Genomic DNA, 25,907 nt, shown 5'->3' on the forward strand with positions numbered 1-25,907 from the left:
CTCAGTGATAGCCCTCGCCGGGGCGGACCTTGCCGCGGAAGACCCAGTAGGACCAGGCGGTATAGACCAGCACGATGGGAATCACGAACAGCACGCCGATCAGCAGGAAGAGCTGGGAGCCCGGGTCGGAAGCGGCGTCCCAGATGGTGTAGTCCGGCGGCACGATGACCGGCCACTTGCTCACCACGAGCCCCAGGTAGGTGAAGAGGAAGAGCCCCAGGGTGGCGATGAAGGGCTGCCCCTCGCGGCGCTGGCGCACGGCGCGCCACAGGAGGCCCGCACAGGCGAGCGCCAGGGCCGGGAAGATCCAGATCAGCTGCAGGTGGCCGAACCAGCGCTCGCGCACGGCGTCGTCCACGAAGGGCGTCCAGAGGCTGATGATCACGAACACCCCGAGCACCGCCAGCAGCAGCCGCGGCGCGAGCCGGTAGGCCCACTCCTGGAGCGCCCCCTCGGTCTTCAGGATCAGCCAGGTGGCGCCGAGCAGCGCGTAGCCGGCCATCAGGCCGAGGCCGGTGAGCACGCTGAAGGGCGACAGCCAGTCGAAGGGGCCGCCGACGTAGACGAAGTCCTCGACGGGGAAGCCCTGGATGTAGGCGCCCACCACCACGCCCTGGGCGAAGGCCGCCACCGCGGACCCCCAGCAGAAGGCGCGGTTCCACCAGTGGCGGTTGCGGTGGGACTTGAAGCGGAACTCGAAGGCGATGCCGCGGAAGATCAGCCCGGCGAGCATCAGGAAGACGCCGAGATAGAGCGCCGGCAGGAACACCGAGTAGACCAGCGGGAAGGCGCCGAGGAGCCCCGCCCCGCCGAGTACCAGCCAGGTCTCGTTGCCGTCCCAGACCGGCGCCACGGTGTTCATCATCACGTCCCGGGAGGTCTCGTCCGGGGCGAAGGGGAAGAGGATCCCCACGCCCAGGTCGAAGCCGTCCATCAGCACGTACATCATCACCCCGAAGCCGATGATCAGGGCCCAGATGAGACTCAGGTCGAACATGGCCATGGTTCAGCTCCTTCCCGGTTGGCTGGAGGCGTCCTCGAAGGGCACGTGGGCGGCCGACAGCGGGCGCTTGGGCCGCTCGACCTCATCGTCGTGGGCGGGCTCGGGCAGCATGCCCTGGCGCACCACCCGGGTGAGGTAGTAGACGCCGCAGAGGAAGACCACCGCGTAGACGGCCATGTAGCCGACCAGCGTGAACAGCGCCATGCCACCGGTCAGCGAGGGCGTCAGCGCCTCGGCGTGGCTCATCAGGCCGTAGACCACCCAGGGCGCGCGCCCGGCCTCGGTGACCACCCAGCCGGCCAGCACCGCAATGAAGGGGGTCACGGTCATCACGCGCATCAGCTGCAGGAAGCCGCGATGCTCGTAGACCCGTCCGCCGCGGCGCAGCCAGAGGCCGGCCAGCGCGGCACCGATCATGGCAAGGCCCAGGGCCACCATGATCCGGAATGACCAGAAGACGATCCATACCGGCGGCTGCTCCTCGGGCGGCACCTCGCTGATGCCCGGCACCTCGCCATCGACATGGTGGGTCAGGATCAGGCTGGCCAGCCCGGGAATGCCGATCTCGAAGCGGTTCTCCTGGGCCTGCTGGTCCGGCCAGGCGAACAGCAGCAGCGGCGTGTTCGCGCTGCGCTCCCAGTTACCCTCCATGGCGGCCACCTTGGTCGGCTGGTGCTCCAGGGTGTTGAGGCCGTGGAAGTCCCCCACCACCGCCTGGGTCGGCGCCAGCACCAGCAGCAGCCACAGGCACATGGAGAGCGCCTTGCGGTTGGCCTCGCGGTCGCGGCCGATCAGCAGGTACCAGGCGCTGACCCCGGCCACCACGAAGCCGCCGGTGAGGAACGACGCCAGCACCATGTGGGTGAAGCGATACGGGAAGGAGGGGTTGAAGATCGCCGCGCTCCAGTCGGTGACGTGGAAGCGCCCGTCGATCAGCTCGACGCCGGCCGGGGTCTGCATCCAGCTGTTGGCCGAGAGGATCCAGAACGACGAGATGAAGGTGCCGATCGCGACCATGATGGCGGCGAAGAGGTGCACGCCCTGGGGCACCTTGCCGCGGCCGAACAGCAGCACCCCGAGGAAGGCCGCCTCCAGGAAGAAGGCCGTGACCACCTCGTAGCTCAGTACCGGACCGAGGAAGTTCGACGCCGCCAGGGAGAAGTTGCTCCAGTTGGTGCCGAACTGGAAGGACATGACGATGCCCGAGACCACGCCCATGCCGAAGACCACGGCGAAGACCTTGGTCCAGAACAGCGCCAGGCGATCCCAGGCGGGATTCTCGGTCCTGTAGAAGAGCCCGTTGAGCAGGGCGATGTAGGACGCCAGACCGATGGTGAACACCGGGAAGATGGCGTGAAAGGCCACCACGAAGGCGAACTGCAGCCTCGATAGCAGCAGGGGGTCCAGTTCCATGAGGCACTCCTCGTTCCTGCGGGTCGTGGTTACGGGATGCGTCGGGCACTGGGCGTGCTCTTGTGCGTGGGGCGCTGGCGCCCTGCCGCATTCGGGTCGTTCGGGGAACGGTCGCTGGATATCCCTGTCTGGCCGTGCCAGCAGGAATAACAAGATCGAATGACCTTATTCCCGAAATCGCCCTCCTATCTTACCCCTCGGACTCGTCCCGCGGGAGAGCGTTCGGCACGATGCACCGTGTCGTGTTGTCGCAGCCCGCGCCTCAGGGCGCGCCGCCCCCGACCACCAGGCTGACCATGTAGGCGGTGTAGCCGAGGAACATCGCCAGCAGCCCCGCCCCCTCGAGGCGATTGAGGCGCCCCGGCCGGCCTCGCCAGCCGATGGCGAAGAGCGCCATCATCGCGGTCATCAGCGTCATCAGGCTCCAGTCGCGCAGCAGCACCTCGCCGCCGGCCTGGATGGGCGCGATCACCGCGGCGAGCCCCACCACCCCGAGGGTGTTGAAGAGATTCGAGCCCACCACGTTGCCGAGCACCAGGTCGTGCTCACCGCGGCGCAGGGCGCTGATCGAGGAGGCGAGTTCCGGCAGCGAGGTGCCGATGGCGACCACCGTCAGGCCGATCACCAGGTCGCTGACGCCGAAGCCCTGGGCGATGGCCACCGCCCCCCACACCAGCACCCGGGAGCTTGCCACCAGCAGTACCAGGCCGATGCCGGTCCAGGCCAGCCCGGCCTTGAGCGACATGGGATGCGCCTCCAGGCTCTCCTCGGCCTCGGTACCCAGCACGTCGCTCCCCTGGCGCAGGCCCAGATAGATGCTGTAGCCGATGAAGGCGGCCAGCAGCCCCAGCAGCAGCATGCCCTCGAGACGGTCGATCACCCCGCCCCACAGCAGCGCGGCGGAGCCCAGGGTGACCGCCCCCAGCACCGGCAGCTCGCGGCGCACCACGCCGGAGTGCACCGCCAACGGCGAGATCAGGGCCACCAGCCCCAGGATCAGGCCGATGTTGGCGATGTTGGAGCCGTAGGCGTTGCCCAGCGCCAGGCCGGGATTGCCCTGGCTGGCGGCCAGGGCCGAGACCACCAGCTCCGGGGCCGAGGTGCCGAAGCCTATCACCAGCATGCCGATCAGCAACGGCGAGAGCCCCAGTCGCGCCGAGGTCGCCGCGGCGCCGTCGACGAAGCGCTCGGCGCTCCACACCAGCAGGACCAGGCCTGCCACCACCGCCATCGCGGGCACTATCATGTCATCACCTCGGGTACATTCAGGCGTGCATGTTTGACTATGGTGCCCCCCGCGTCAACGTGACACACTTTCCGGTGAAGCTTCATCGACAGGAGACCCCCATCCTCGTGCCCAGGCCCGTTCTACGCGCCCCCGCCCTGCCCCGGGGCACCCCGCTGGTGGATCGCTCGCCGCCGGAGACGCGCACCTCGCGGCGCCGGCTGCGGGCCTGCCACGAGTGTGACTGGATGACGGCCCTGCCACCGCTGCACGGCGGCGAGAAGGCGGAGTGCCCGCGCTGCGGCCACGTGCTCGCCACCCGCCACCACCGGCCGGCCCAGCGCAGCATGGCGCTCGCGCTCGCCTCGCTGGTCGCCCTGGCCCTGGCCGTCTCGTTTCCCTTCATCAGCTTCACCGTCAGCGGCATCGGCAATCGCATCGAGCTGACCCAGACCGCCACCACCCTGATCGGCTTTCACCAGCCGCTGGTGGCGATCGCGGTGGTGCTGACCATCGGCGTGCTGCCCGCCGTCTACCTGGTGGGCGTGGTGTGGCTCCAGGCCGGGCTCTTGCGGGGGGACCCGCTGCCGGCGAGCCGCAGCATCGCCCGCTCGCTCGCCCACCTGCATCCCTGGATGATGGCCGACGTCTTCATCGTCGGGGCCCTGGTGAGCCTGATCAAGATCGCCGGCATGGCCGAGGTGGGGCTCGGCATCTCCTTCTGGGCCTTCTGCGCCTTCGCCCTGCTGCTGCTGCTGACCACCCAGTCGCTGGACGCCGACTGGATGTGGTTCTCCCTGGCCGGCGAGCCCCTGGCCCCGGAGGGCGCACGCACCGGCGAGGCTGCCGCGCCCCAGGGGCTGGCCGGCTGTGCCACCTGCGGCCTGGTCAATCGCCTGGATGCCGCCGGGCGTGGCCGCTGCCGCCGCTGCAGCGAGCCCCTGCACGCCCGCAAGCCCGACAGCCTGCAGCGCACCTGGGCGCTGCTGGCCGCCGCCACCCTGATGTACCTGCCGGCCAACCTCTATCCGATCATGACCACCACCAGCCTCGGCCACGACAGCCCCTCCACCATCATCGGCGGCGTGGTGCAGCTGCTGCAGATGGGCTCCTGGCCGGTGGCGGTGGTGATCTTCGTCGCCAGCGTGATCGTGCCGGTGGGCAAGCTGGTGGCCCTGGCCTGGCTCTGCATGGTGGTGAAGCGCAGCGACGATCTCAACGCGGCGACCCGCACGCGGCTCTACCGCCTCACCGAGTTCATCGGGCGCTGGTCGATGGTCGACGTCTTCGTGGTGGCGATCCTGGTGGCGCTGATCCGCGCCGGCGCCCTGCTGTCGATCACCCCCGGCCCCGCCGCCCTGGCCTTCGGCGCCGTGGTGGTCCTCACCATGCTCGCCGCCATGACCTTCGACCCCCGCCTGCTCTGGGACGCGCCGCTGCCGCACGATGCCCGCCCCGTCCAAGGACCGACGCCATGACCGAGACTCCCGCTACGCCCGAGCGCGATCGGCACCGCGCCCGCGCCACGCCCCAGGCCCGGCTGTCGCCGATCTGGATCGTGCCCCTCGTGGCCATCCTGATCGGTGCCTGGCTGGTGTTCGACAACTACCGCAGCCGCGGCCCCGAGATCACCCTGGTGACCGACAGCGCCGAGGGGATCGAGGCCGGCAACACCCTGATCAAGACCCGCAACGTCGAGGTCGGGCGGGTCGAGCGGGTGCATCTCTCCGAGGACCTGAGCCGGGCGGTGATCACCGCCCGCATGAGCCCCGACACCGACGACATGCTGGTCGAGGACAGCCGCTTCTGGGTGGTCAAGCCGCGCATCGGACGCGAGGGGATCAGCGGCCTGGGCACGGTGCTCTCCGGCGCCTACATCCAGCTCGAGCCGGGCCAGAGCGAGATCGACGCCCGGGAGTTCGAGGTCAGCGACCAGCCGCCGGTCTCCCCGGCCGGCGCCGAGGGACTGCGCATCAACCTGATCAGCCAGCTCGGCAACGCGCCGAGCGTCGGCGACCCGGTCACCTTCCAGGGCCTCACCGTCGGCCGCGTCGAGGAGGCCAGCTTCGACGGCACCACCCGGCGCATGCACCACCGCCTCTTCATCGAGAGCCCCTATCACGAGCTGGTCACCGACGGCACCCGCTTCTGGGCGGCCAGCGGCGTCGACCTGCGCCTCGACTCCGAGGGCTTTCGGGTCAACATCGACTCCGTGGAGTCGCTGATCGGCGGCGGCGTCACCTTCGGCGTGCCCGAGGACCTCCCCCAGGGCCGGCCGGTGGAGCCGGACACCACCTTCACCCTCTATGCCGACGAGGAGAGCGCCCGCCAGGGGACCTTCAGCCGCTACCTGGAGTACGTGCTGCTGATCGAGGACACCGTACGCGGCCTCGCCAGGGGCGCGCCGGTGGAGTTTCGCGGCGTGCGAGTCGGCACCGTGGCCGCCGTGCCCTGGCAGTTCACCGCCCCTCAGCCCGACGCCCGGGACAACTTCGCCATCCCGGTGCTGATCCGCATCGAGCCCCAGCGCCTGGGCGTCAACGCCGAGTCACTGGACCTCGAGCAGTGGCGAACGCGCTTCGAGCGGCTCTTCGGCCTGGGACTCACGGCCTCGCTGAAGAGCGGCAGCCTGCTCACCGGGGCGCTGTTCGTCGATCTCAACTTCCAGCGAGGCGAGACGGGAGAACCGGAGGTCGACCATGTTGCCGAGACCTTCGCCGAGCGCACCGTCTTCCCCACGACCTCCAGCGGCCTGGCCCAGATCCAGGCCCAGGTGACGGCCCTGCTCGACAAGCTCAACGGCCTGGAGCTCGAGTCGCTGCTCGCCGGGCTCGACCGCAACCTCGCGGCCTCCGAGGCCACCCTCGCGGAGGTGCAGTCGCTCACCGCGAGCGTGCGCGACCTGGTCGAGGAGCCCGGCCTGCGGGAGCTGCCCGACACCCTCAACGCCACCCTCGAGTCGCTGCGCGCCACCCTCGACGGCGTCTCGCCCCAGTCTCGCGCCTACCAGGACGTCAGCACGAGCCTCGAGCAGCTCGAGCGGCTGATGCGCGACCTGCAGCCCACCGCGCGCACCCTGCGCGACAACCCCAGCGCCCTGCTCTTCGATCGCCTGGACACCGAGGACCCGATTCCCCGGGCGCCGACCGCCACCCCGCAAGGAAGCTCGCCATGACCCCGATCAAGGCCCTCGCCGCCGGCCTGGCCACGCTGTGGCTGGCCGGCTGCGCCACCGACGCCCCGCCGGCCAATCGCTACACCCTGCCGGACGACGCCCTGGCGGCTCCCGCCCTTTCGGCCGACGGCGAGGCCGAGCACCGCCTGGTCGTCGCCCGGCCGAGCCTGGCGCGCTTCCTGGCGGTCGACGGCCTGGTGCTGCAGCTCGACGACATCACCGTCAACGAGGCGAACCGGCATCGCTGGGCCGAGCCCCTGGGGCTCCAGCTCGAGCGTCGCCTCACGGCACGCCTGGCGGCCCGCCTGCCGGACACCCGGGTCCTGGGCGAGACCGCCGGCGAGCCCCGGGAGGACGCCGCCACCCTGCGGCTGACGGTCGACCACTTCCAGGGCCGCTTCGATGGCCGGGCCGTGGTGGCGGGCCAGTGGCAGCTGCGGGACGCCGAGGGCAACCTGCAGGCGCTCTCCCCCTTCTCGGTCGAGGTCCCCCTGGCCCGGGACGGCTATCCGGCCCTGGTGCGCGCCCTGGGGCGTGGCTGGAACCGGGCGGTCGACGAGATTGCCGGCGAAATCAAACGGCTGCGCTGAGCCATCCGCTGTGGCATACTGCTGCCACGCGGCGATCGTTGGTCCCACCTGCCGCGATTCCTTTTCCACGCCCTGGCCAGGGACTGACCGCATCGACGCGATGCGGCGCGACCAGGGCGTCTCTGCGGAGACCGCATGACCTTTTCCGACCTCGGCCTGCGTGCCGAACTGCTCCGTGCCGTCGAGGCACAGGGCTACAGCACCCCGACCCCGATCCAGCACCAGGCGATTCCCGCCGTCCTCAAGGGCGGTGACCTGCTGGCCAGCGCCCAGACCGGCACCGGCAAGACCGCCGGCTTCACCCTGCCGATGCTGCAGCGCCTCGCCGACGGCCCGCGCCCGGCCCCGCGCCAGATCCGCGCCCTGGTGCTGACCCCGACCCGCGAGCTCGCCGCCCAGGTGGGCGAGAGCGTGGCCGACTACGGCCGCCACCTGACCCTCTCCTCCCACGTGATCTTCGGTGGGGTCGGCCAGCAGCCCCAGGTCGACGCCATCCGCAAGGGCCTCGACGTGCTGGTGGCCACCCCGGGCCGCCTGCTCGACCTGCAGCAACAGAAGCACGTCGACCTCTCGAAGGTCGAGATCCTGGTGCTCGACGAAGCCGACCGCATGCTCGACATGGGCTTCATCCACGACATCAAGAAGATCCTGCGCGTGCTGCCAGAGAAGCGCCAGAACCTGCTGTTCTCGGCGACCTTCTCCAGCGAGATCCAGGCGCTCGCCAACAAGCTGCTCGACGACCCGGCGATGATCGAGGTGGCGCGCCGCAACACCACCGCCGAGACCGTCGATCAGGCGATCTACCGCGTCGACCGCGAGAAGAAGCGCGACCTGCTGGCGCACCTGATCACCCGCCACGACTGGCAGCAGGTGCTGGTGTTCACCCGCACCAAGCACGGTGCCAACCGCCTGGCCGAGCAGCTCTCCAAGCAGGACATCCCGGCCATGGCGATCCACGGCAACAAGAGCCAGTCGGCGCGCACCCGGGCGCTGGCCGCCTTCAAGACCGGCGACCTGCAGGTGCTGGTGGCCACCGATATCGCCGCCCGCGGCCTGGACATCGAGGAGCTGCCCCACGTGGTCAACTTCGAACTGCCCAACGTGGCCGAAGACTACGTGCACCGCATCGGCCGCACCGGCCGCGCCGGCAGCGAGGGCAAGGCGGTGTCGCTGGTCTGCGTCGACGAGCACGGCCTGCTCAAGGGCATCGAGCGGCTGATCAAGCGCGACCTCGAGAAGCGCATCGAGCCCGGCTTCGAACCCGACCCCAACGCCAAGCCCGAGCCGATCGAGAACGGCCGCGGCAAGCGCGGCGGTGGCGGTCGCGGCGGGCAGGGGCAGCGCCGCCAGGGCCAGGCCGAGGGCCAGCGCCGCGGCGGTGACGAGGCTCGCGCCCCGCGGCGTCGCCGCGGCGGACGTGGCGGCCGCGGCGGCTCCCGCCAGGCCTGATCGCCGGCGCGACGGACCCGCCTGGCGGACTGCATCATGATATGCGAATGTAGTCCGCCGGGCGCCGCACCCTCGACCGCTCCCGTCCACTCTCCACGTCAGGTTGACCCCATGGATGACACGACCCTGATCCGCGACTACCGGCGCTGGCTGAGCTTCCAGCACCAGGCCCGGCTCGACCGCGAACACCAGGCGGCGAGCCAGCGCCTCGAGGAGGCCAGGGCCTCGGCCACACGCATGACCGAGGCCTACCGCAGCATGGCCGAGAAGGGCGCCGGCGAGGGCGCCTGCTATCGCACCCTCTTCCTGCGCGACCACGGCGACACGGCGCTGGCCTGCGAGGGCTGGCTGTTCGTGCGCCGCGTGCTGGCCGAAGGCGGCTCCACCCGGGTGCGTGCCACCCTGCTGACCACCTTCACCCTCCCCTCGGGGCGCATCGAACCGGGCAGCCAGCCGGCCGAGAAGCTGACCCTCGAGATCTTCGACCAGCTCAACATCGAACGCGGCATGAGCAGCGTGGTGCGCGTCGATCGCACCGACGGCGGCCGCGACACGCGCTTCATCACCCTGCTGGACACGGTGCGCGGCGACCTGCGCCGCCATATGGTGTAGCGGGCATGTTCAAGAAGCTGTTCGGCAAGTCCCCCGTCCGGGTCTGGGTGATCAAGCAGATCGACCCCGATCTGCTGCACCTGTGCGGCCAGGCCGAACTCCCGCCCGAGGCCAGGCCCAAACAGGTGCTCGACGCGCTCGCCCGCGGCGAGTACGACGGCGCGGTGCACATGGCCGGCGGCGGGCTGGTCTTTAACGCGCGGCTGTTCGCGGCCCTGGTCCCGCTCGAGGCGCTGACCCTCGACGATGCCGGCGAGGCTTACTGGCAGAATCGCGCGTGGCGCGTCAGCCAGGTACCCCAGCGCTGCTGGGGCCATGAGGGGCGGCTCGTCGCCGAGCCGTCACACGCCGTCGGCGGCGCGGGGCTGATCAGCAGCGAGGACGTCTCGGGCATCCGCGCGAGGGTCGACCCCGAGACCCCGACGCCGCCCGGCACGGTCACCTTCCGGGCCGATAACGAGCTCGAGCCGCCGGACCCCGACGATCCGCGCGGCGCCCATCGACCGGCGGTGCGCCCCGGGAGGCACCGTTAACGCGCGGGGCCCCGGCGTGCGGGAGACCGAGGCCTCTCGCCCCGTGCCCGGTCGGCCCGAGGCCCGCCGGCTGGCCGTGTTCATCGGCCTGATGGTACTGGTCGGGCTCAACCTGCGTCCGGCCCTCTCCAGCCTCGCCCCGCTGCTGGCCCGCATCCAGCAGGAGACCGGGCTCTCGGCGCTGGCCATCGGCGCCCTGACCACCCTGCCGGTGCTCTGCCTGGGGGCCTTCGCCCCGCTGGCCCCCTGGCTCGCCCGGCGTCTCGGCCCCGAGAACACCCTCGCCGGTGCCCTGCTGCTGCTGGCCGGCGGCCTGGCGCTGCGCGGGGTGCCGGCGGTGGTGGCGCTCTATGGCGGCACCCTGATGGTGGGCGCCGCCATCGGCGTGGCCGGCACCCTGCTGCCGGCGCTGGTCAAGCGCGAGCTGCCGGCCGGGGCCGACCTGATGACCGGCGTCTACACCATGGCGCTCTGCCTGGGCGGCGCCCTGGGGGCGGGGCTCAGCGTGCCGCTGGCCGATCGCCTGGGCAGCTGGTCGGCGGGGCTCGCCAGCTGGACGCTGCTGGCCCTGGCCGCGCTCGTCGCCTGGCGCCGGCTGATGCCGCGCCACGCCGCCGCCGCGGCCGCCCCCGAGACCGGCGGCTCTCTTCGCGAGCTGCTCGGCCAGCCGCTGGCCTGGCAGGTGATGCTCTTCATGGGCAGCCAGTCGTCGCTGGCCTACATCGTCTTCGGCTGGCTGCCGACCCTGCTGATGGCCCGCGGCTACAGCGAGGCCGAGGCCGGCTGGATGATGGGGGCCTCGGTGATGGTGCAGCTGCTCTCGGCCCTGGCGGCCCCCTGGCTGGCGCGCCTGGGCCGCGACCAGCGCCCCGCCCTGCTGATCGTGCTGGCCCTGGTCGCCGGCGGCTTCTGGCTGCTGCTCCAGGCGCCGGCGGCGTGGCGCTGGCCCGGGGCGGTGCTGCTGGGCCTCGGCCAGGGCGGCGGCTTCAGCCTGGCGCTCACCCTGATCGTGCTGCGCACCGCCACCTCGCGCCTGGCCGGCAAGCTCTCGGGGCTCACCCAGGGCGGCGGCTACGCCCTGGCCGCCCTGGGCCCGCTGGCGGTCGGCGTGATGCTGCAGCTCGACGTCGGGCTCGACATTGTGACCCGCCTGCTGCTGGGCATCGTCGCTGTCAGCATGGGCTTCGCGCTGTTCGCCGGGCGTAACCGCCGCCTGGAAGTCGACGACGCGGGACGGCTCGCCACCCGCTAGACTCCAGTCGAGAGACGGCGGAGCGCGGCGGATGGACGACGACCGGGAGGTGGTGCTGACGGCTCGGGGGCTGACCCGGCACTGCCGCATGGGCGAGGTCACCATCCAGGCGCTGCGTGGCGTCGACCTCGAACTGCACCGCGGCGAGCTGATCGTGCTGCTCGGCGCCTCGGGCTCCGGCAAGTCGACCCTGCTCAACCTGCTCGGCGGCCTCGATTGCGCCTCCTCCGGCCATCTCCGCTATGGCCACCACGACCTCACCCGCGCCTCCCGGCGCCAGCTGACCGCCTACCGCCGCCACCACGTCGGCTTCGTCTTCCAGTTCTACAACCTGATCGCGAGCCTCACCGCCCGCGAGAACGTGGCGATGGTCACCGACATCAGCCGCGACCCGCTGGCCCCCGAATCCGCCCTGGCCCGGGTCGGCCTCGAGGACCGGCTCGACCACTTCCCTTCACAGCTCTCCGGGGGGGAGCAGCAGCGGGTGGCGATCGCCCGCGCCATCGCCAAGCGCCCCTCGCTGCTGCTCTGCGACGAGCCGACCGGGGCGCTGGACTCCCGCACCGGCATTCGCGTGCTCGAGGTGATCGAGACCCTCAATCGCGAGTCCGACACGACCATGGCCATCATCACCCACAACGCGGTGATCGGCGAGATGGCCGACCGGGTGGTGCACCTGCGCGATGGCCGCGTGGAGGGCATCACGGTGCCGGGCCGGCGCCGCCGCGCCGCGGAACTCGCATGGTGAACCCATGAGGGCCCTGCGGCGCGAGCAGCTGCGCGACCTCGGGCGCCTGAAGGGGCAGACGCTCGCCATCGCCGTGGTGATCGGCGGCGGGGTGATGACGCTGATCCTCGCGGTGACGATGCTCGACGCCCTGACCCGGGCCCAGGCCCGCTTCTACGCCAGCCACCACTTCGCCGAGGTGTTCGCCGACGTCACCCGCGCCCCCCGGGGGCTCGTCGAGCGCCTGCAGCGCCTGCCCGGCGTCAACCTCGTCGACGCCCGGGTGGGCGCTCCGGTGCGCCTCTCGGTGCCGGCCTTCGACGACCCGGTGCGCGGCCAGCTGGTCTCGATTCCCGACGGCCGCCAACCGACGCTCAATCGCCTGCACCTGCTCGCCGGCCAGCTGCCCACCGCCGGGCGCGAGGCCAAGGTGGTCGCGAGCGACGCCTTCGCCGAGGCCCACGGGCTCGTGCCCGGCGATCACGTCGAGGCGATCATCGACGGGCGCCACACCCGCCTGACGCTGAGCGGCATCGCCCTGAGCCCCGAGTTCCTCTACCAGGCCGGCCCCACCGACCTGGTCCCCGACTACCGGCGCTACGCCATCCTTTGGATGAACGAGACGGCGCTGGCCGACGCCTACGGCATGGAGGGCGCCTTCAACCAGCTCTCGCTGACCCTGCAGGCGGGGGCCGACCGGGAGGGCGTGATCGAGGCCCTGGACCTGGCCCTCGCCCGCTACGGCACCACCGGCGCCCGCACCCGCCACGACCAGCCGTCGCATCGCTTCCTCGAGGAGGAGCTCGACCAGCAGCGTGCCCAGGCCACGATCCTGCCCACCGTCTTCCTGCTGGTCTCGGCCTTCCTGCTCCACGTGGTGATGACCCGCCTGATCGGCACCCAGCGCCAGCAGATCGCGCTGCTCAAGGCCTTCGGCTACCGCGACGCCGAGCTGGCTCGCCACTACGGCGGCCTCGCCCTGCTGATCGTGCTGCTGGGCTGGGGACTCGGGGTGGGGCTCGGCGCCTGGAGCGCGCGGGGCATGGCCGGCCTCTACGCCGAGTACTTCCGCTTCCCCGAGATGCGCTTCCCGATCCCGCCCTTGGCGCTGGCCCTCTCGCTGCTGCTGGCCGCCCTGTCGGCGCTGGCCGGCACCGGCCGGGCGGTCTGGGAGGCGGTCGTCGCCCCGCCCGCCGAGGCGATGCGCCCGCCGGCGCCCCAGCGCTTCCGGCGCACCTGGCTCGAGCGCTCGCCGCTGGGCCGCGCGCTGGCCGGCGAGGGGCGGATCGTGCTGCGCCACCTGGCCCGCCAGCCGGCCAAGTCGGCGCTGTCGGTGACCGGCATCGCCCTCTCGGCGGGCCTGTTGATGATGGGGGCCTGGCAGCTCGCCGCGCTGGACCGGATGCTCGACCGCCAGTACCGGGAGATCCTGCGCATGGACATCGAGCTGACCTTCAACGATCCCACCCCGCAGCGGGCCCTGGGCGAGCTTCGTCACCTGCCCGGCGTGCTGGCCGTGGAGCCCTGGCGCCGCGTGCCCGCCACCCTGATCCACGGCCACCGTCGCTACCGCAGCGCCCTCACGGGGCTCGAGGCCCGCCCGCGCCTGCGCCCGATCGTCGATGCACGGGGCCAGGCGCGAGCGCTGCCCCCCGAGGGCGTGGTGCTGACCCGCTATCTCGGCGAGTGGCTGGGGGTCGAGGTGGGCGATACCCTGGAGGTCGCGGTCATGGAGGGCCATCGCCGCCGGGCCTCGCTGCCGGTGGCCGCGCTGGTCGACGAGCCGATCGGCATCGGCGCCTACCTGCGTCGCGAGCGGCTCAACCGCCTGATGCGCGAGGGGCCTGCCATCGGCGGCGCCTGGCTGCTGGTCGACCCGGCCCGCCGCGATGAACTGATCGAGGCCCTCGACGCGCTGCCGGCGGTGGCCGGCATCGGGCTGATGGACGAGGCCGAGCGCGGCGTGCGCCGCTACCTCGACGAGACGCTGCAGGTCTTCGCCCTGGTGTTCGTGACCCTGGCCGGCTCGATCGCCTTCGGGGTGATCTACAACACCGCGCGGATCAGCTTCGCCGAGCGCTCCCGGGAGCTGGCCACCCTGCTGGTGCTGGGCTACACCCGGGCCGAGGTGTCGCGGATCCTGCTCGGCGAGATCCTGCTGCTGGGGGGACTCGCCACCCTGCCCGGCTGGGCCCTCGGCGCGGGCTTCTGCGCCCTGCTGAGCGAGGCCTTCAGCAGCGAGCTGTTTCGCATCCCGCTGCTCTTCACGCCGCGCATCTTCGCCGTCTCGGCCCTCGGCGTGATCGTCGCCTCGGTCCTGGTCGCCGGGCTGATGCTGCGCCGCCTGTGGCGCCTGGATCAGGTCGCCGTGCTCAAGGCACCGGAGTAAGCCCGCCCCCGACGTCGCCACGGAGTCTCCCATGCCTCGCGTTCCCCTCGCCACGCTCGCCACCCCGCGCCGCCTGCTCTGGGCCCTGGCCGCCCTCGTCGTGCTAGGCCTGCTGCTCTGGGCCCTGCGCCCGGCACCGGTGACCGTGACCACCGCCGCGGTGGTGCGCGCGCCCTTCGTCGATGCGGTCGACGAGGAGGGGCGCACGCGGCTCCGCGACACCTGGCACGTCACCGCGCCGATCACCGGCTACCTGCGCCGCGTGACGCTGGAGGTGGGCGATGCGGTGGACCGGGGCCAGGTGCTGTTTGGCCTCGAGCCGAGCCCGGCACCCGCCCTGGACGCCCGCAGCCGCGAGCAGGCCGAGGACGCCCTGCAAGCCGCCCGGGCGCGGCTCCACGCGGCCGAGGCCCACCTCGAGACGTCCCGCGCCGAGCGGCGCTTCGCGGAGGCCGAGTACCGGCGCTACCAGCGCCTCCACGGGCGCAACCTGGTCTCCACCGCCGACCTGGAGCATCGCGAGAGCCTGCGCGATCGCCAGCGGGCCCTGGAGCGGGCCGCCGCCTCGAGCGTCGAGGCGGCCCGCTTCGAGGTGGAGAGCGCCCGGGCGGTGCTGGCGGTGACCAGCGGCCAGCGCAGCCCCGCCGACCAGCCGCTGCTCGAGGTGGCCGCCCCGGTGGCCGGCGTGGTCCTCGAGCGGTTCCGCTGCTGCGAAGGCACGGTGGAGGCCGGCCAGCCGATCCTCGAGCTCGGCCGCCTGGCGGACATGGAGATCCTCGTCGACCTGCTCTCCATGGACGCGGTGCGCCTCACACCGGGCATGGCGGTGCGCATCACTGGCTGGGGCGGGCCGACACTCGATGGCAGGGTGCGGCGCATCGAGCCCGCCGGCTTCACCCGCACCTCGGCACTGGGCGTCGACGAGCAACGGGTGCCGGTGATCGTCGACTTCGCCCCGGGCACCGACCCCGCCGCCCTCGGGCTCGGCAGCGGCTTCCGGGTCGAGGTGGAGTTCTTGATCTGGCAGGCCGACGACGTGCTGCAGGTGCCCACCAGCGCGCTCTTCCGCGACGACGGCCGCTGGGCGGCCTTCGCGGTCGAGGCCGGCCGCGCCCGGCTTCGCCACCTCGAGATCGGCCGTCAGAGCGGGCTCGCGAGCCAGGTCCTCGATGGGCTCGAGGCCGGGGAGCGCATCGTGACTCACCCGAGCGAGGCGCTCGCCGACGGCACGGCGATTCGCGAGGACGCCTGACGCCCGAGCCCCGGGCTTGCCTGGCGCCGCGCCGGCCGTATCATGGAGCCCCCGACAGCCCGACCCGCCAGGAGCCCCCATGACCGCCGGACCCGACCTCGACGCCCCCGTACTGGTGATCTACACCGGCGGCACCCTCGGCATGCTGCCCGGCCCCCAGGGGCTCACGCCGGGCCGCGACATCGAGGCCCGCCTGCGCCGGGCGCTGGCCGCCCTGCCCCCGGCCCGCCAGGCGAGCCTGCCCGCCTTCGAGGTGCTCGAGACCGAGCGTCCCATCGACTCCAGCAGCGCCACCCCCCGAGACTGGCAGGCGCTGGCCGCCCTGGTGACCCGCCACTACCGCCGCCACGCCGGCATCGTCATCCTCCACGGCACCGACACCCTGGCCTGGACGGCCTCAAGCCTCGCCTTCCAGCTCCAGGGGATCGACCGCCCGGTGATCCTCACCGGCGCCATGCGCCCGCTGGAGGCCGAGGGCAGCGACGCCGTCGCCAACGTCGAGGATGCCCTGCGATTCGCCGTGACGCCGCGCCTGAAGGAGGTGGCGCTCTGCTTCGCCGGCCGGCTGCTGCGCGGCTGTCGCAGCCGCAAGTGGCAGACCCGAGACGCCGCCGCCTTCGCAAGCCCCAACCTCGCGCCGCTCGGCGAGCGGGTCGATGCGGAGGCGGTGCTCTACCCCGGCCGGGGGCTGGCGGATCACCAGCGCGGCGCGCCGCGCTTCGAGCTGCCCGACTACGCGCCGCTGGCGGCGGGCGGCGTGGTGCGCCTGGCGCTGTGGCCGGGCCTCTCGGCCTGGCAGGTCGAGGCCTGGCTCGACGACGAGCGGGTGCGCGGCGCGGTGCTGGAGGTCTGGGGCGGCGGCAACCTGCCCGACGACCCGGCGCTGGCCGGGGCCCTGGCCCGGGCGAGCGGCGAGGGCAAGCTGCTGGCCGCGCTGAGCCAGTGCCCCCATGGCGCGGTGGCCTTCGGCGGCTACGCCGCGGGCCAGGGGCTCAAGGACGCCGGCGTGCTCTCGGCCGAGGACATGACCCCCGAGGCGACCTTCACCAAGCTGGTCCACCTGCTCGCCCAGCCCCTCGAGGAGGCCGAGCGTCGGCGGCGCTTCCTGACGCCGCTGGTCGGCGAGCGTTGACGCGCGGCATGCACGCGGGCGCGGAAATCGCTAAGGTGGAAGGACTCTCACCGGTCAGCAGGAGTCACGCCATGGAACACCCCGACCACCCCTTCAGCGAACTCTTCGAGCAGCTCGGCCTCGCCTCGGATCACGCGGCGATCAAGCGCTTCATCGATCGCCACGCGCCGCTCCCCGAGGAGATCGCCCTGCCGGACGCCCCCTGCTGGAACGAGGGCCAGGCCGAGTTCCTGCGCGAGGCCCTCGACGCGGATGCCGACTGGGCCGAGGTCGTCGATCACCTCGACGCCTCGCTGCGCAAGGGCTGAGGCGCACGCCCAAGAACGACTCAACGACACAACGACGCCGCCCGTCGCGATGACGGGCGGCGTTGTTTTCGTCCCCGAAGAACAGCGGCTGCAGGCTAGAGCCGGGCCTCGACGCGCTCCAGGATCTGGCGACTCACCTTGCCCACCAGGGGCCGCGCCGCCCGGTTGACGGCCTTCTCCAGCAGCCGGTTACGGATCGTGTAGGTCAGGGTCAGGGCCACCTTCGTCCCGTCCTCGACCGGGGTCAGGCGGTAGCAGCCCTCGTTGTGGACGCCGTCCAGCGACTCCCAGGCCAGCACCTCCGGCGCCCGCGCCTCGGTGATGGCGACGTCGAAGGTCCAGTCCATTCCCACCGCGTGCACGTGCCAGCGGTAGCGGTCCTGGCCCAGCGGCTCGATCGCCCTAATCAGGTCGGAGTAGTCGGCGAAGTCCTCGACCCGCTCGAGCAGGGCGAAGACCCGCTCCGGGGGGGCCTTGAGGATCGCGCTGTGTTCGATGGTCGCCATGACGCTCCCTGTGTGACTGCCAACGGTTCGACGTCTCGCGGTTCGACCGCCAATGCCTTCTACCTTGTCGCCGCCGGCCGGGGATGTCCAGCCGCGCGTCGCCTCAGAGATCCCGCATCAGCAGCGCGAACTCGATGCGCTCGGGGGAGATCGCCTCGCCCGGCACCGGGATGCGCACCACATGGCCGGAGCCCGGCGCCGCGCCCACCGACTCGCCGCGACGGTTCTCGATGTGCTCGAGGGTGAAGCGGCGGTTGCCACCGGGCAGCATCAGCTCCATGGAGTCGCCGACCTCGAAGCGGTTCTTGACGTCGATCTCCAGCACGCCGCGATCCGGGTCGTAGGCGGTGACCTCGCCGACGAACTGCTGGTGCACGCCAACCGAGTTGCCCTGCTCGTAGTTCTGGTACTCGTCGTGGACGTGGCGGCGGTAGAAGCCCTCCGTATAGCCGCGGTTGGCCAGGTTGTCGAGCTCGTCCATCAGGCGCATGTCGAAGGGGCGGCCGGCCACGGCGTCGTCGATGGCGCGACGGTAGACCTGGGCGGTGCGCGCCACGTAGTAGGGCGACTTGGTGCGCCCCTCGATCTTCAGCGAGGTGACGCCCATCTCGGTCAGGCGCGGCACGTGCTGGACCGCACGCAGGTCCTTGGAGTTCATGATGTAGGTGCCGTGCTCGTCCTCATAGACCGGCATCAGCTCGCCGGGCCGGGTACGGTCCTCGATCAGCGCCGAGAGCTCGTCCTGCCCCTCCACGCCGCCGGCGGTGGCGGTGGCGGTGTTGATGTCGGCCGCCTCGGCGCTGCCGCCGCCCGAGGCGATCACCCCGCCCTCCTGGCCCGGGGTCCAGATGCCGCTGGCCGCATGGGCGCGGGCCGAATTGGCCGGCACCAGGTCGCCGGTCTCGTCCTCGGAGGCCGCCACGGTGTTGTACTTCCAGCGGCAGGCGTTGGTGCAGGTACCCTGATTGGGGTCGCGGTGGTTGAAGTAGCCGGAGAGCAGGCAGCGCCCGGAGTAGGCGATGCAGAGCGCGCCGTGGACGAAGGTCTCGATCTCCAGATCCGGGCACTCGGCGCGGATCTGGGCGATCTCCTCCAGCGACAGCTCACGCGACAGGATGATCCGGCTGATGCCCTGCTGCTGCCAGAACTTCGCGGCCGCGTAGTTGACCACGTTGGACTGCACCGAGAGGTGGATCACCTGCTCGGGCCAGCGCTCGCGGATCATCATGATCAGGCCGGGGTCGGACATGATGAGCGCGTCCGGGCCGGCCTCGATCACCGGCTCCATGTCGCGCAGGTAGGTCTTGAGCTTGCTGTTGTGCGGCGCGATGTTCGAGGCCACGTAGAACTGCTTGCCCCGCTCGTGGGCGTAGGCGATGCCCTTGTGCAGGTTGTCGATCTTGAAGTCGTTGTTGCGCACGCGCAGCGAGTAGCGGGGCTGGCCGGCATAGACCGCGTCCGCCCCGTAGGCGAAGGCGTAGCGCATGTTCTTGAAGGTGCCGGCGGGCGACAGCAGTTCGGGGGCTTTCATGGTATTCACCGTTGTCAGGACGATGGCACCGTCGACGGCCGCGGCCGCGGGGGTGCAAGGGGTGTGGGAAGGCGCGAAAGTCTAGCAATTGGCGCCGATTCTGGCCAGATACGGCGGCCTTGCGTACACTGTCGCGCGCCGGACCGGACCCCGGCGCCCTCTCCCGCCGCGCGGCCCGCTTCGCAGCGGGGGCGACAAATTCTCCGACCAGAGTCTCCGACATGACCCACTCCCCCGACCCCGCCACCGTGGTGATCTACTCCGGCGGCATGGACTCCTTCACCGTGCTGCACCGCGCCCTGCGCGAGGGCCTCGACGTCCACGCCCTCTCCTTCGACTACGGCCAGCGCCATCGCCGCGAGCTCGAGGTAGCCGCGCGCGTCTGCCGCGAGCTCAGCGTGCCCCACCAGGTGGTCGACATCACCGCCGTCCACGGCCTGATCGACGCCTCGGCGCTCACCGACGAGAGCCGCGCGCTGCCCGAGGGCGACTACGCCGAGGACAACCTCGCCGCCACCGTGGTGCCCAACCGCAACATGGTGCTGCTGTCGTTGGCCATCGCCAAGGCGGTCAACATCGGCGCCGGCCGGGTCGACTACGGCGCCCACGGCGGCGACCACGTGCTCTATCCGGACTGCCGCCCCGCCTTCGTCGAGGCGATGAACGAGGTGGCCGGCATCGCCAACTTCGCCCCGGTGACGATCCACGCCCCCTACCTGCGTTCGAGCAAGGCCGAGATCCTCGCCGAGGGGCTGGCCATGGGCCTCGACTACGCCGACACCTGGACCTGCTACCGCGGCGAGGCCTTGGCCTGCGGTCGCTGCGGCAGCTGCCGGGAGCGCCTGGCGGCCTTCGCCGCCAACGGCGCCGTCGATCCCCTGGGCTATTCACAGCGGCCCGACCCCGCCGCGGATTCACAGCAGCCCGACCACGCCGCGGATTCACAGCGGCCCGACCACGCCGCGGATTCACAGCGGCCCGATGATGTCGCTGAAGCAAAGCGGTCCGATACCACCCCGGGAGCACCCTGATGTACAGCGTCAAGGAAGCCTTCTACTCGCTGCAGGGCGAAGGCGGCCAGGCCGGGCGCGCCAGCGTCTTCTGCCGCTTCAGCGGCTGCAACCTCTGGTCGGGCCGCGAGGCGGACCGCGCCAGCGCGGCCTGCCGCTTCTGCGATACCGACTTCATCGGCACCGACGGCCAGAACGGCGGGCGCTTCCGGGATGCCGCGACGCTGGCCGACCATCTCACCGCGCTGTGGCCCGATCAGGACGGGATCGCCACGCCCTACGTGGTGTTCACCGGCGGCGAGCCGCTGCTGCAGCTCGACGAGGCCCTGGTCGCCGCCATGCACGCGCGCGGCTTCGAGGTCGCGGTGGAGACCAACGGCACCCTGCCGCCCCCCGCCGGCATCGACTGGCTCTGCGTGAGCCCCAAGGGCGACAACCCGCTGGTGGTCACCGGCGGCGACGAGCTCAAGCTGGTCCACCCCCAGGCCGGCATCCCCCCCGAGCGCTTCGCGCGGCTGGACTTCGCCCACTTCTTCCTGCAGCCCATGGACACCGCCCCCGGCGGCCCGGCGGGCGACGTCACGCCCGACACACTGGCCGAGACGGTGGCCTACTGCCTGGCCCATCCCCAGTGGCGGCTGTCGCTGCAGGCCCACAAGATCGCAGGAGTCGACTGATGACCCTCTTCGTCAACGGCCTGACCCAGCTCGACGCCTCGCTGTGGTGCCCGCGGCGCGGGCTGGTCGGCGCCAGCTGGCAAGTCGATGCCGAACTCGACGGCGAGCTCGGCGAGGACGGCATGCTCTTCGACTTCGGCGTGGTGAAGCCCTGGATCAAGGGTGCGATCGACGGCGGCTTCGACCACACCCTGCTGGTGCCGACCGAGGCCCAGGGCGTGACGCTGCACGACTGTCGAGAGGGCCTCTGCCTGCGCAGCGACACCCCCTACCCGCTGGAGATGCGCGCCCCGCGCCAGGCCATGAGCCTGCTGCCCTGGCCCGAGATCACCGCGGAGCGCCTCGCTCGCCACCTGGCCGACGAGCTGATGCGCCGGCCGCCGCCGCGGGTCGACGCCGTGCGCCTGACCCTGCGCGAGGAGGCGATCGACGGCGCCGCCTACGGCTACAGCCACGGCCTGAAGCGCCACGCCGGCAACTGCCAGCGCATCGCCCACGGCCACCGCTCGCGGCTGCACGTCTGGCAGGCCGGTCAGCGCCAGCCGGCCCTGGAGGCGCGCTGGGCCGAGTGGCTCAGCGAGCGCTACCTGGTCGACGAGGCCGACATCATCCCGGACGACGACCCGGGCCTCGACGAGCTGCTCACCACCCGCTACCGCGCCGCCCAGGGCCAGTTCTTCCTGCGCCTGCCCCGGCGCCGCTGCGCCGTGCTGCCCACCCCCACCACCGTCGAGCAGATCGCCGCCTGGCTCGCCGAGGCCATCGCCCGGGAGAGCGGCCGGGCCACCCGGGTCCAGGCCTTCGAGGGGATCGACAAGGGGGCCATCGCCGAGGCGCGCCCGTGAGCGCCGCACACGCGCCGAGCGCCTCCGGCGAGTGCCGCCCGGGCTGCGGCGCCTGCTGCATCGCGCCCTCGATCAGCTCGCCGATCCCCGGCATGCCCGAGGGCAAGCCGGCGGGGGTGCGCTGCGCCCAGCTCGACGAGGCGAATCTCTGTCGACTGTTCGGCGACCCCCGCCGCCCGGCGGTCTGCGCCCGCTTCGACTTCGATGCCGAGCTGTGCGGCGAGCACCGCGACGAGGCGCTCGCGCGCATCGCGGTCCTGGAGCTCGCCACCTGAGCGACGGCGCACCCTGCCCGGCAACGACAGCGGCGCCCCGAGGGGCGCCGCTGTCGTCTGGTGGCCTCGCTGGCGAGCCTCGCCTCAGGAGGAGAGGTCCTCGGCCTGGGGCAGGCGCCGGTCGAGCAGGCTGCGCCAGCGCATCAGCACCGGGGCGTCGCCGTGGCTCACCACGCCCAGCAGGCGGCGGAATTCGGCCCGGGCCGCCTCGTCCCGCGGGTCGATCAGCGTCAGCCAGAGCTCCAGCGCCGAGAGCTGCTGGTGCAGGTTGCCGTCCTCCCGGGCATGCACCATGGCCTGGTCGGTCAGGCTCTTGACCTCCTCGCGGGCGTGGCCCAGGCGATGGCGGATCCGCGCCAGGTTGAGCGCCAGCTCCGAGACGAACAGGGTGGTGCGTTCCCGGGCGATCATCAGGCACTGATCGAGGTAGTCCTCGGCCCGGGAGAGCTCGCCCAGCGCCACGCAGGCATCCACGTACCACAGCGCCGGGCGCTGGTAGGGATCGCGCCCGGTGACCTCGGCCAGCTCCTCCAGGGCCGCCTCGATCTGCGTCAGGCCGTCGCGATCGCCGGAGAGCGCCCGCTGCCAGCCCAGCACGCAGCGCGAGGCCACCTGCCAGAGGTGCAGGTCCGGCGTGCCGGTCAGCTCGAAGGCACGCTCGGCGCGCGTGGTGGCCAGGTGCACGTGGCCCAGCTGGCGATAGAGGGCCGCGGCATACATCAGTGCCATGGCGAGGCTGCCCGGGTGGTTGATGTGCTCGGCCAGGCGAATGGCCGACTCCACCTGCCGCTCCGCCCGCTGGTAGTCGCCGCGCAGGCAGAGCGCCCAGCCCTGGAAGCAGGCCGCGGCCACCTGGGGGTGATCGGAGAACGGCAGCCATTCGATCATCATCGAGGCGTTCAGCGGATCGATCTCCTCGAGGTGGTCATAGGCCTGGGAGATGCGGCCCGCCCAGTACTCGCAGCTGGCGCGAGCGAAGTCGGCCAAGCGCCGGTAGCGGGGGTCCTCCAGGCGATCGGCGAGGCCGGCCAGCCTGGAGGCCAGCGAGAAGGCGTCGGCATGGGCGTGGCGCTGGCTGCAGCCCACCCAGAGTCCCCACTTGACCAGGAACGCCTGTTCCAGGTCGCCGCCCTCCTCCGGGCTGCCCGGCTGCTGGGCCAGCAGTTCCCGGGCACGCACGAAGCTCTCGTGGGCGGTGGGCGAGCCGTGCCCCTCCAGGGCGAAGGCCGCCTGGCCGCGCACGGTGAGCAGGCTGATCTCACGCTCCGCCTGGTCCTCGACATGGCGCAGGCTGGCCAGCCCGAAGTCGGCCATCTTCAGCGCCGTGCGGTTGGCGCTGACCTTGAGCGCCTCCCGGGCGGCCAGCTCGAAGTAGCGCGCGCCGCGGGCATAGTGGCCGCTGCGCCGCAGGTGGGTGGCGAAGTCGCCGGGGTGGCGACTGATCCACATCGGGAAGTGCTCCTCGATCAGGCTGACCACCTGGCGATGGATGCTGACCCGCACGTCCCGCGGGCAGGCCAGGTAGGCGGCCTCCTGGAGCAGCTGATGGGTGAACTGGTACTCGCGCTCGGCCGGCTCCCCCTCGGCGGGCTCGATGATCTCGAGGCGCCGCATGTGCTCCAGCGCCGCGGAGAGGCGGCTCATCTCCCAGCCGCTGCACTCGGCGAGGAAGTCGAGGCGGAAGCGGCGCCCCAGCACCGCCGCCACATGGGCCACCTCGCGATCGCCATCGAGCTGGTCGATGCGGCTGGCCAACAGCCCCAGCAGACCGTGGGGCAGCTCGTCGAGCTGCACGCTGCGCCCCTCGCGGCGATCCATGTCGACGCGCCGGCAGATCTCCTGCAGGTAGAGCGGCACGCCGTCGCAGCGCTCGATGATCTGGCCGCGCAGCCGCGGGCTGAGGTGGATCCGGTAGCGCCGCGCCAGCTGCGAGAGCAGCCGGGAGGACTGGGTCGGGTCGAGCCGGCCCAGCGAGATCTGCTGGTCCCAGTGCAGCCGCGCCGGCAGCGCCTCGCGGCCGTGGTGGCTGGCCACCAGCAGGAAGGGACAGTTGATCGGCAGCCGCGCCTGCAGGCCGGCCAGCACCTTGAAGGAGGGCTCGTCGAGCCACTGCAGGTCGTCGATCATCAGCACCAGGGTGCGCTGGCGGGTCAGCTCGCCGATCAGGCGGTGCAGCAGCCCCACGACGAGCTCCACGGCCTCGCCGCTCTGGGCCAGCACCGCCATCTCGCGGGGCTCGCGCACGCCGAGCGCCTCCTCGAGCAGGCGCCGCGGCTCGCTCTCCGGCGCCAGCGCCTCGTCATCGGCCAGCAGGAGCGCCAGGGCAGCCTCGTCGATGCGGCCGCCCAGGTGCCAGCGCAGCAGCTGGCGAGCCACGCCGTAGGGCTCCTGCACGGAGAGCCGGGTGGTCGGCTGCCAGCAGATCGCCGCCTCGCGGCTCTGCTCGAGCTGGCGAAAGCCCACCAGCAGCGCCGACTTGCCGAGCCCCGAGGGGCCGCGCACCAGCACGCTCTGGCGCAGGCCGATGCCGGCCCGGGCCAGGGCGTCGCGCAGGGTGCGCAGCGAGGTCTCGCGCCCCACCAGGCTCGGCGGCAGCGCCTCGCGGCCGCCCTCATTGGTGCCGAGCACCAGGGCCCGCAGGCGCACGCGGCCGTCGCTCGCCACCAGGCGGGTGGAGAGCCGCGGCTGCAGGTCCAGGGCCGGCGGCATGTGCTGGCTGGCGTCCTGGGAGATCACCAGCTCGCTGCCGCCGGCCGCGCTCATCAGGTCCAGGGAGCCCTGGGTCACCTGGCCCAGCGGGTCGACCAGGTGACGTTCGGGGAGATAGACCACGCGTCCGCTGTCGAGGCCCGCCGCCAGTTCGATGCTGGGCGGTTCGCCCTCGCCGCTCCAGTGGCGCAGCGACTCCTCGGGCAGCACCCGGCGACAGTGCTCGTAGAGCGCGACCAGCTCGGCGAGCTGGTGGGCCGGGCCGTGGGTGCCGAAGCAGGCCAGCCCCAGGCCGCCGGTCGCCCCGGGCAGCCAGAAGCCCCCCAGGTGGTGGCACTGCTGCTCGAGCCAGCGCATCAGCTCGACCTGCAGCGCCAGGCAGGCGCGGGCGTCGGCGCGATCCGAGAGGTCGGCCTTGAGCCGCAGACGGATGGCCATCACCGAGAGCTGGCGCTGCTCGATCTCGTCCTCGCGCAGCGGTGCGCTGTCGGTGGCCAGGGTCCGCGAGAAGGCGCCGCTGGGCCCCAGCGGCGAGCCCTCCGCCGGCGCGTCGGACCAGTAGCGGGCGAGCTGCAGGAAGGCGGGTTCGGGCTGCTGGCCGGAGAGCGCCAGCAGCTGCAGGTAGGCGTTGTACTGCTCGTGGGCGGCGGCCAGCTGACCCTGCTCGGCGAGCTGGCGAACCAGCCGCTCGTGGAAGGGGCCGTAGCCCGAGAAGCGGCTGACCAGGGCCTCCAGCACCGCGGCGGGCACCGGCTCCTGGCGCTCGAGAACACCCTCGGCGAAGCGGATCACCCGCTGGCGCCACTCGTTGCGCACCTGCACCAGCCAGCGCTGATATTCGGCGCAGCTGCCAAGCTGCAGCTCCTCGACGAGATCGCCCCGGTAGCAGGCGAGCGCCGCCTCTAGGGTCGCCACGTCGCCGGGGCCATCGAGCAGCTCCTGGAGGCGATGCATGTCGAAGCGCCAGGCCTCCGGCAGCCGGAAGGCGATGGTCTGGCGGGACACCGCCAGCACTCGGTCGGCCTCATCGCCCAGCGACTGGCGCAGACAGTGAAGGGCGTGACGCAGGTTGGTGCGCCCCGACGACAGGCCCTGGTCGGGCCACAGCAGCTCGGCCAGGGTGGCCCGGTTGACGGGCTGGTCATGCAGCAGCAGATAGACCAGCAGAGCCTTGACCTTGTCGTAGCTGAACTGGGTCAGGACATCGTCGCCCAGATTCAAGGCAAAGTGGCCGAAGAGTGCCAGGTGATCCCGGTCGTTATCGTGTACGTCGTCGGCTGCATCCCGCATGTTG

At 72.0% G+C, this 25,907-nt stretch carries 22 protein-coding genes; 16 read left to right on the top strand and 6 right to left on the bottom strand.

Annotated elements, in window-relative coordinates; translation table 11 throughout:
* Window position 1: 1 nt before the first annotated feature.
* The 3 genes from cydB to FIU83_RS09355 all read right to left on the bottom strand — a co-directional run bounded on the left by cydB (window position 2) and on the right by FIU83_RS09355 (window position 3,662).
* The gene (gene cydB / locus FIU83_RS09345) at window positions 2-1,003 is read right to left on the bottom strand and encodes a cytochrome d ubiquinol oxidase subunit II (RefSeq protein ID WP_152483806.1); all 1,002 of its coding nucleotides are present in this window, start codon (window positions 1,001-1,003) and stop codon (window positions 2-4) included.
* Window positions 1,004-1,006: 3 nt separating this feature from the next.
* Entirely contained in the window at window positions 1,007-2,416 is a 1,410-nt protein-coding gene (locus FIU83_RS09350; RefSeq protein WP_152483807.1) for a cytochrome ubiquinol oxidase subunit I, read from the bottom strand.
* 262 nt (window positions 2,417-2,678) lie between these two features.
* The gene (locus FIU83_RS09355; protein WP_152483808.1) at window positions 2,679-3,662 is read right to left on the bottom strand and encodes a calcium/sodium antiporter; all 984 of its coding nucleotides are present in this window, start codon (window positions 3,660-3,662) and stop codon (window positions 2,679-2,681) included.
* 107 nt (window positions 3,663-3,769) lie between these two features.
* On the opposite strand from FIU83_RS09355, the gene FIU83_RS09360 reads away from it, so the two are divergent.
* The 12 genes from FIU83_RS09360 (at window position 3,770) to FIU83_RS09415 (ending at window position 17,060) form a co-directional block, all read left to right on the top strand.
* Window positions 3,770-5,119: a paraquat-inducible protein A gene (locus FIU83_RS09360; protein WP_253939422.1), complete on the top strand. Its 1,350-nt coding sequence runs from the start codon at window positions 3,770-3,772 to the stop codon at window positions 5,117-5,119.
* Complete coding sequence (gene pqiB / locus FIU83_RS09365) at window positions 5,116-6,816, top strand: intermembrane transport protein PqiB (protein WP_152483810.1); 1,701 nt, start codon at window positions 5,116-5,118, stop codon at window positions 6,814-6,816. The genes FIU83_RS09360 and pqiB overlap by 4 nt, the downstream gene beginning before the upstream one ends.
* Window positions 6,813-7,406: a membrane integrity-associated transporter subunit PqiC gene (locus FIU83_RS09370; protein ID WP_152483811.1), complete on the top strand. Its 594-nt coding sequence runs from the start codon at window positions 6,813-6,815 to the stop codon at window positions 7,404-7,406. The genes pqiB and FIU83_RS09370 overlap by 4 nt, the downstream gene beginning before the upstream one ends.
* Before the next feature lie 135 nt (window positions 7,407-7,541).
* Window positions 7,542-8,855: a DEAD/DEAH box helicase gene (locus FIU83_RS09375; RefSeq protein ID WP_152483812.1), complete on the top strand. Its 1,314-nt coding sequence runs from the start codon at window positions 7,542-7,544 to the stop codon at window positions 8,853-8,855.
* Between the two features lie 111 nt (window positions 8,856-8,966).
* On the top strand, window positions 8,967-9,467 hold the full coding sequence (locus FIU83_RS09380) for a hypothetical protein (RefSeq protein WP_152483813.1): 501 nt from the start codon (window positions 8,967-8,969) through the stop codon (window positions 9,465-9,467).
* Between the two features lie 5 nt (window positions 9,468-9,472).
* Window positions 9,473-10,000 (top strand): hypothetical protein, encoded by a 528-nt coding sequence (locus tag FIU83_RS09385; RefSeq protein WP_152483814.1) that lies wholly within the window; start codon window positions 9,473-9,475, stop codon window positions 9,998-10,000.
* A 91-nt stretch (window positions 10,001-10,091) separates the two neighbouring features.
* Window positions 10,092-11,252 carry an MFS transporter gene (locus tag FIU83_RS09390; protein ID WP_152485313.1) on the top strand — a complete coding sequence of 387 codons (1,161 nt, stop codon included), beginning with the start codon at window positions 10,092-10,094 and terminating at the stop codon, window positions 11,250-11,252.
* Window positions 11,253-11,283: 31 nt separating this feature from the next.
* Window positions 11,284-12,000: an ABC transporter ATP-binding protein gene (locus FIU83_RS09395; protein ID WP_152483815.1), complete on the top strand. Its 717-nt coding sequence runs from the start codon at window positions 11,284-11,286 to the stop codon at window positions 11,998-12,000.
* 4 nt (window positions 12,001-12,004) lie between these two features.
* Window positions 12,005-14,368: an ABC transporter permease gene (locus FIU83_RS09400; protein WP_152483816.1), complete on the top strand. Its 2,364-nt coding sequence runs from the start codon at window positions 12,005-12,007 to the stop codon at window positions 14,366-14,368.
* A gap of 31 nt (window positions 14,369-14,399) precedes the next feature.
* Entirely contained in the window at window positions 14,400-15,620 is a 1,221-nt protein-coding gene (locus FIU83_RS09405) for an efflux RND transporter periplasmic adaptor subunit (protein WP_152483817.1), read from the top strand.
* A gap of 79 nt (window positions 15,621-15,699) precedes the next feature.
* Window positions 15,700-16,752 carry an asparaginase gene (locus FIU83_RS09410; protein WP_152483818.1) on the top strand — a complete coding sequence of 351 codons (1,053 nt, stop codon included), beginning with the start codon at window positions 15,700-15,702 and terminating at the stop codon, window positions 16,750-16,752.
* 71 nt (window positions 16,753-16,823) lie between these two features.
* Entirely contained in the window at window positions 16,824-17,060 is a 237-nt protein-coding gene (locus tag FIU83_RS09415; RefSeq protein WP_152483819.1) for a DUF2789 domain-containing protein, read from the top strand.
* Between the two features lie 95 nt (window positions 17,061-17,155).
* Here the strand turns inward: FIU83_RS09415 and FIU83_RS09420 are convergent, their stop codons facing one another.
* Both FIU83_RS09420 and yegQ read right to left on the bottom strand, forming a co-directional pair.
* Window positions 17,156-17,566 (bottom strand): SRPBCC family protein, encoded by a 411-nt coding sequence (locus tag FIU83_RS09420; RefSeq protein ID WP_152483820.1) that lies wholly within the window; start codon window positions 17,564-17,566, stop codon window positions 17,156-17,158.
* A gap of 103 nt (window positions 17,567-17,669) precedes the next feature.
* On the bottom strand, window positions 17,670-19,097 hold the full coding sequence (yegQ, locus tag FIU83_RS09425) for a tRNA 5-hydroxyuridine modification protein YegQ (protein ID WP_152483821.1): 1,428 nt from the start codon (window positions 19,095-19,097) through the stop codon (window positions 17,670-17,672).
* A 221-nt stretch (window positions 19,098-19,318) separates the two neighbouring features.
* Here yegQ and queC point away from each other — a divergent pair, with 221 nt between their 5' ends.
* From queC to FIU83_RS09445, 4 genes are read left to right on the top strand one after another with little or no spacing between them, the layout of a single operon-like run.
* A complete protein-coding gene (gene queC / locus FIU83_RS09430; RefSeq protein ID WP_152483822.1) occupies window positions 19,319-20,128 on the top strand; it encodes a 7-cyano-7-deazaguanine synthase QueC in 810 nt (269 codons plus the stop codon).
* Window positions 20,128-20,784: a 7-carboxy-7-deazaguanine synthase gene (gene queE / locus FIU83_RS09435; RefSeq protein WP_152483823.1), complete on the top strand. Its 657-nt coding sequence runs from the start codon at window positions 20,128-20,130 to the stop codon at window positions 20,782-20,784. The genes queC and queE overlap by 1 nt, the downstream gene beginning before the upstream one ends.
* Window positions 20,784-21,629, top strand: a complete 846-nt coding sequence (locus tag FIU83_RS09440) for a 6-carboxytetrahydropterin synthase (protein ID WP_152483824.1) — start codon at window positions 20,784-20,786, stop codon at window positions 21,627-21,629. Before queE ends, FIU83_RS09440 begins: the two co-directional genes overlap by 1 nt.
* The gene (locus FIU83_RS09445) at window positions 21,626-21,904 is read left to right on the top strand and encodes a YkgJ family cysteine cluster protein (RefSeq protein ID WP_152483825.1); all 279 of its coding nucleotides are present in this window, start codon (window positions 21,626-21,628) and stop codon (window positions 21,902-21,904) included. The genes FIU83_RS09440 and FIU83_RS09445 overlap by 4 nt, the downstream gene beginning before the upstream one ends.
* Before the next feature lie 84 nt (window positions 21,905-21,988).
* On the opposite strand, the gene FIU83_RS09450 is transcribed toward FIU83_RS09445, so the two are convergent.
* Entirely contained in the window at window positions 21,989-25,903 is a 3,915-nt protein-coding gene (locus FIU83_RS09450) for an AAA family ATPase (RefSeq protein WP_152483826.1), read from the bottom strand.
* Window positions 25,904-25,907 lie beyond the last annotated feature (4 nt).

The organism is Halomonas sp. THAF5a (assembly GCF_009363755.1).
In the GTDB taxonomy this organism is placed as follows: domain Bacteria; phylum Pseudomonadota; class Gammaproteobacteria; order Pseudomonadales; family Halomonadaceae; genus Halomonas.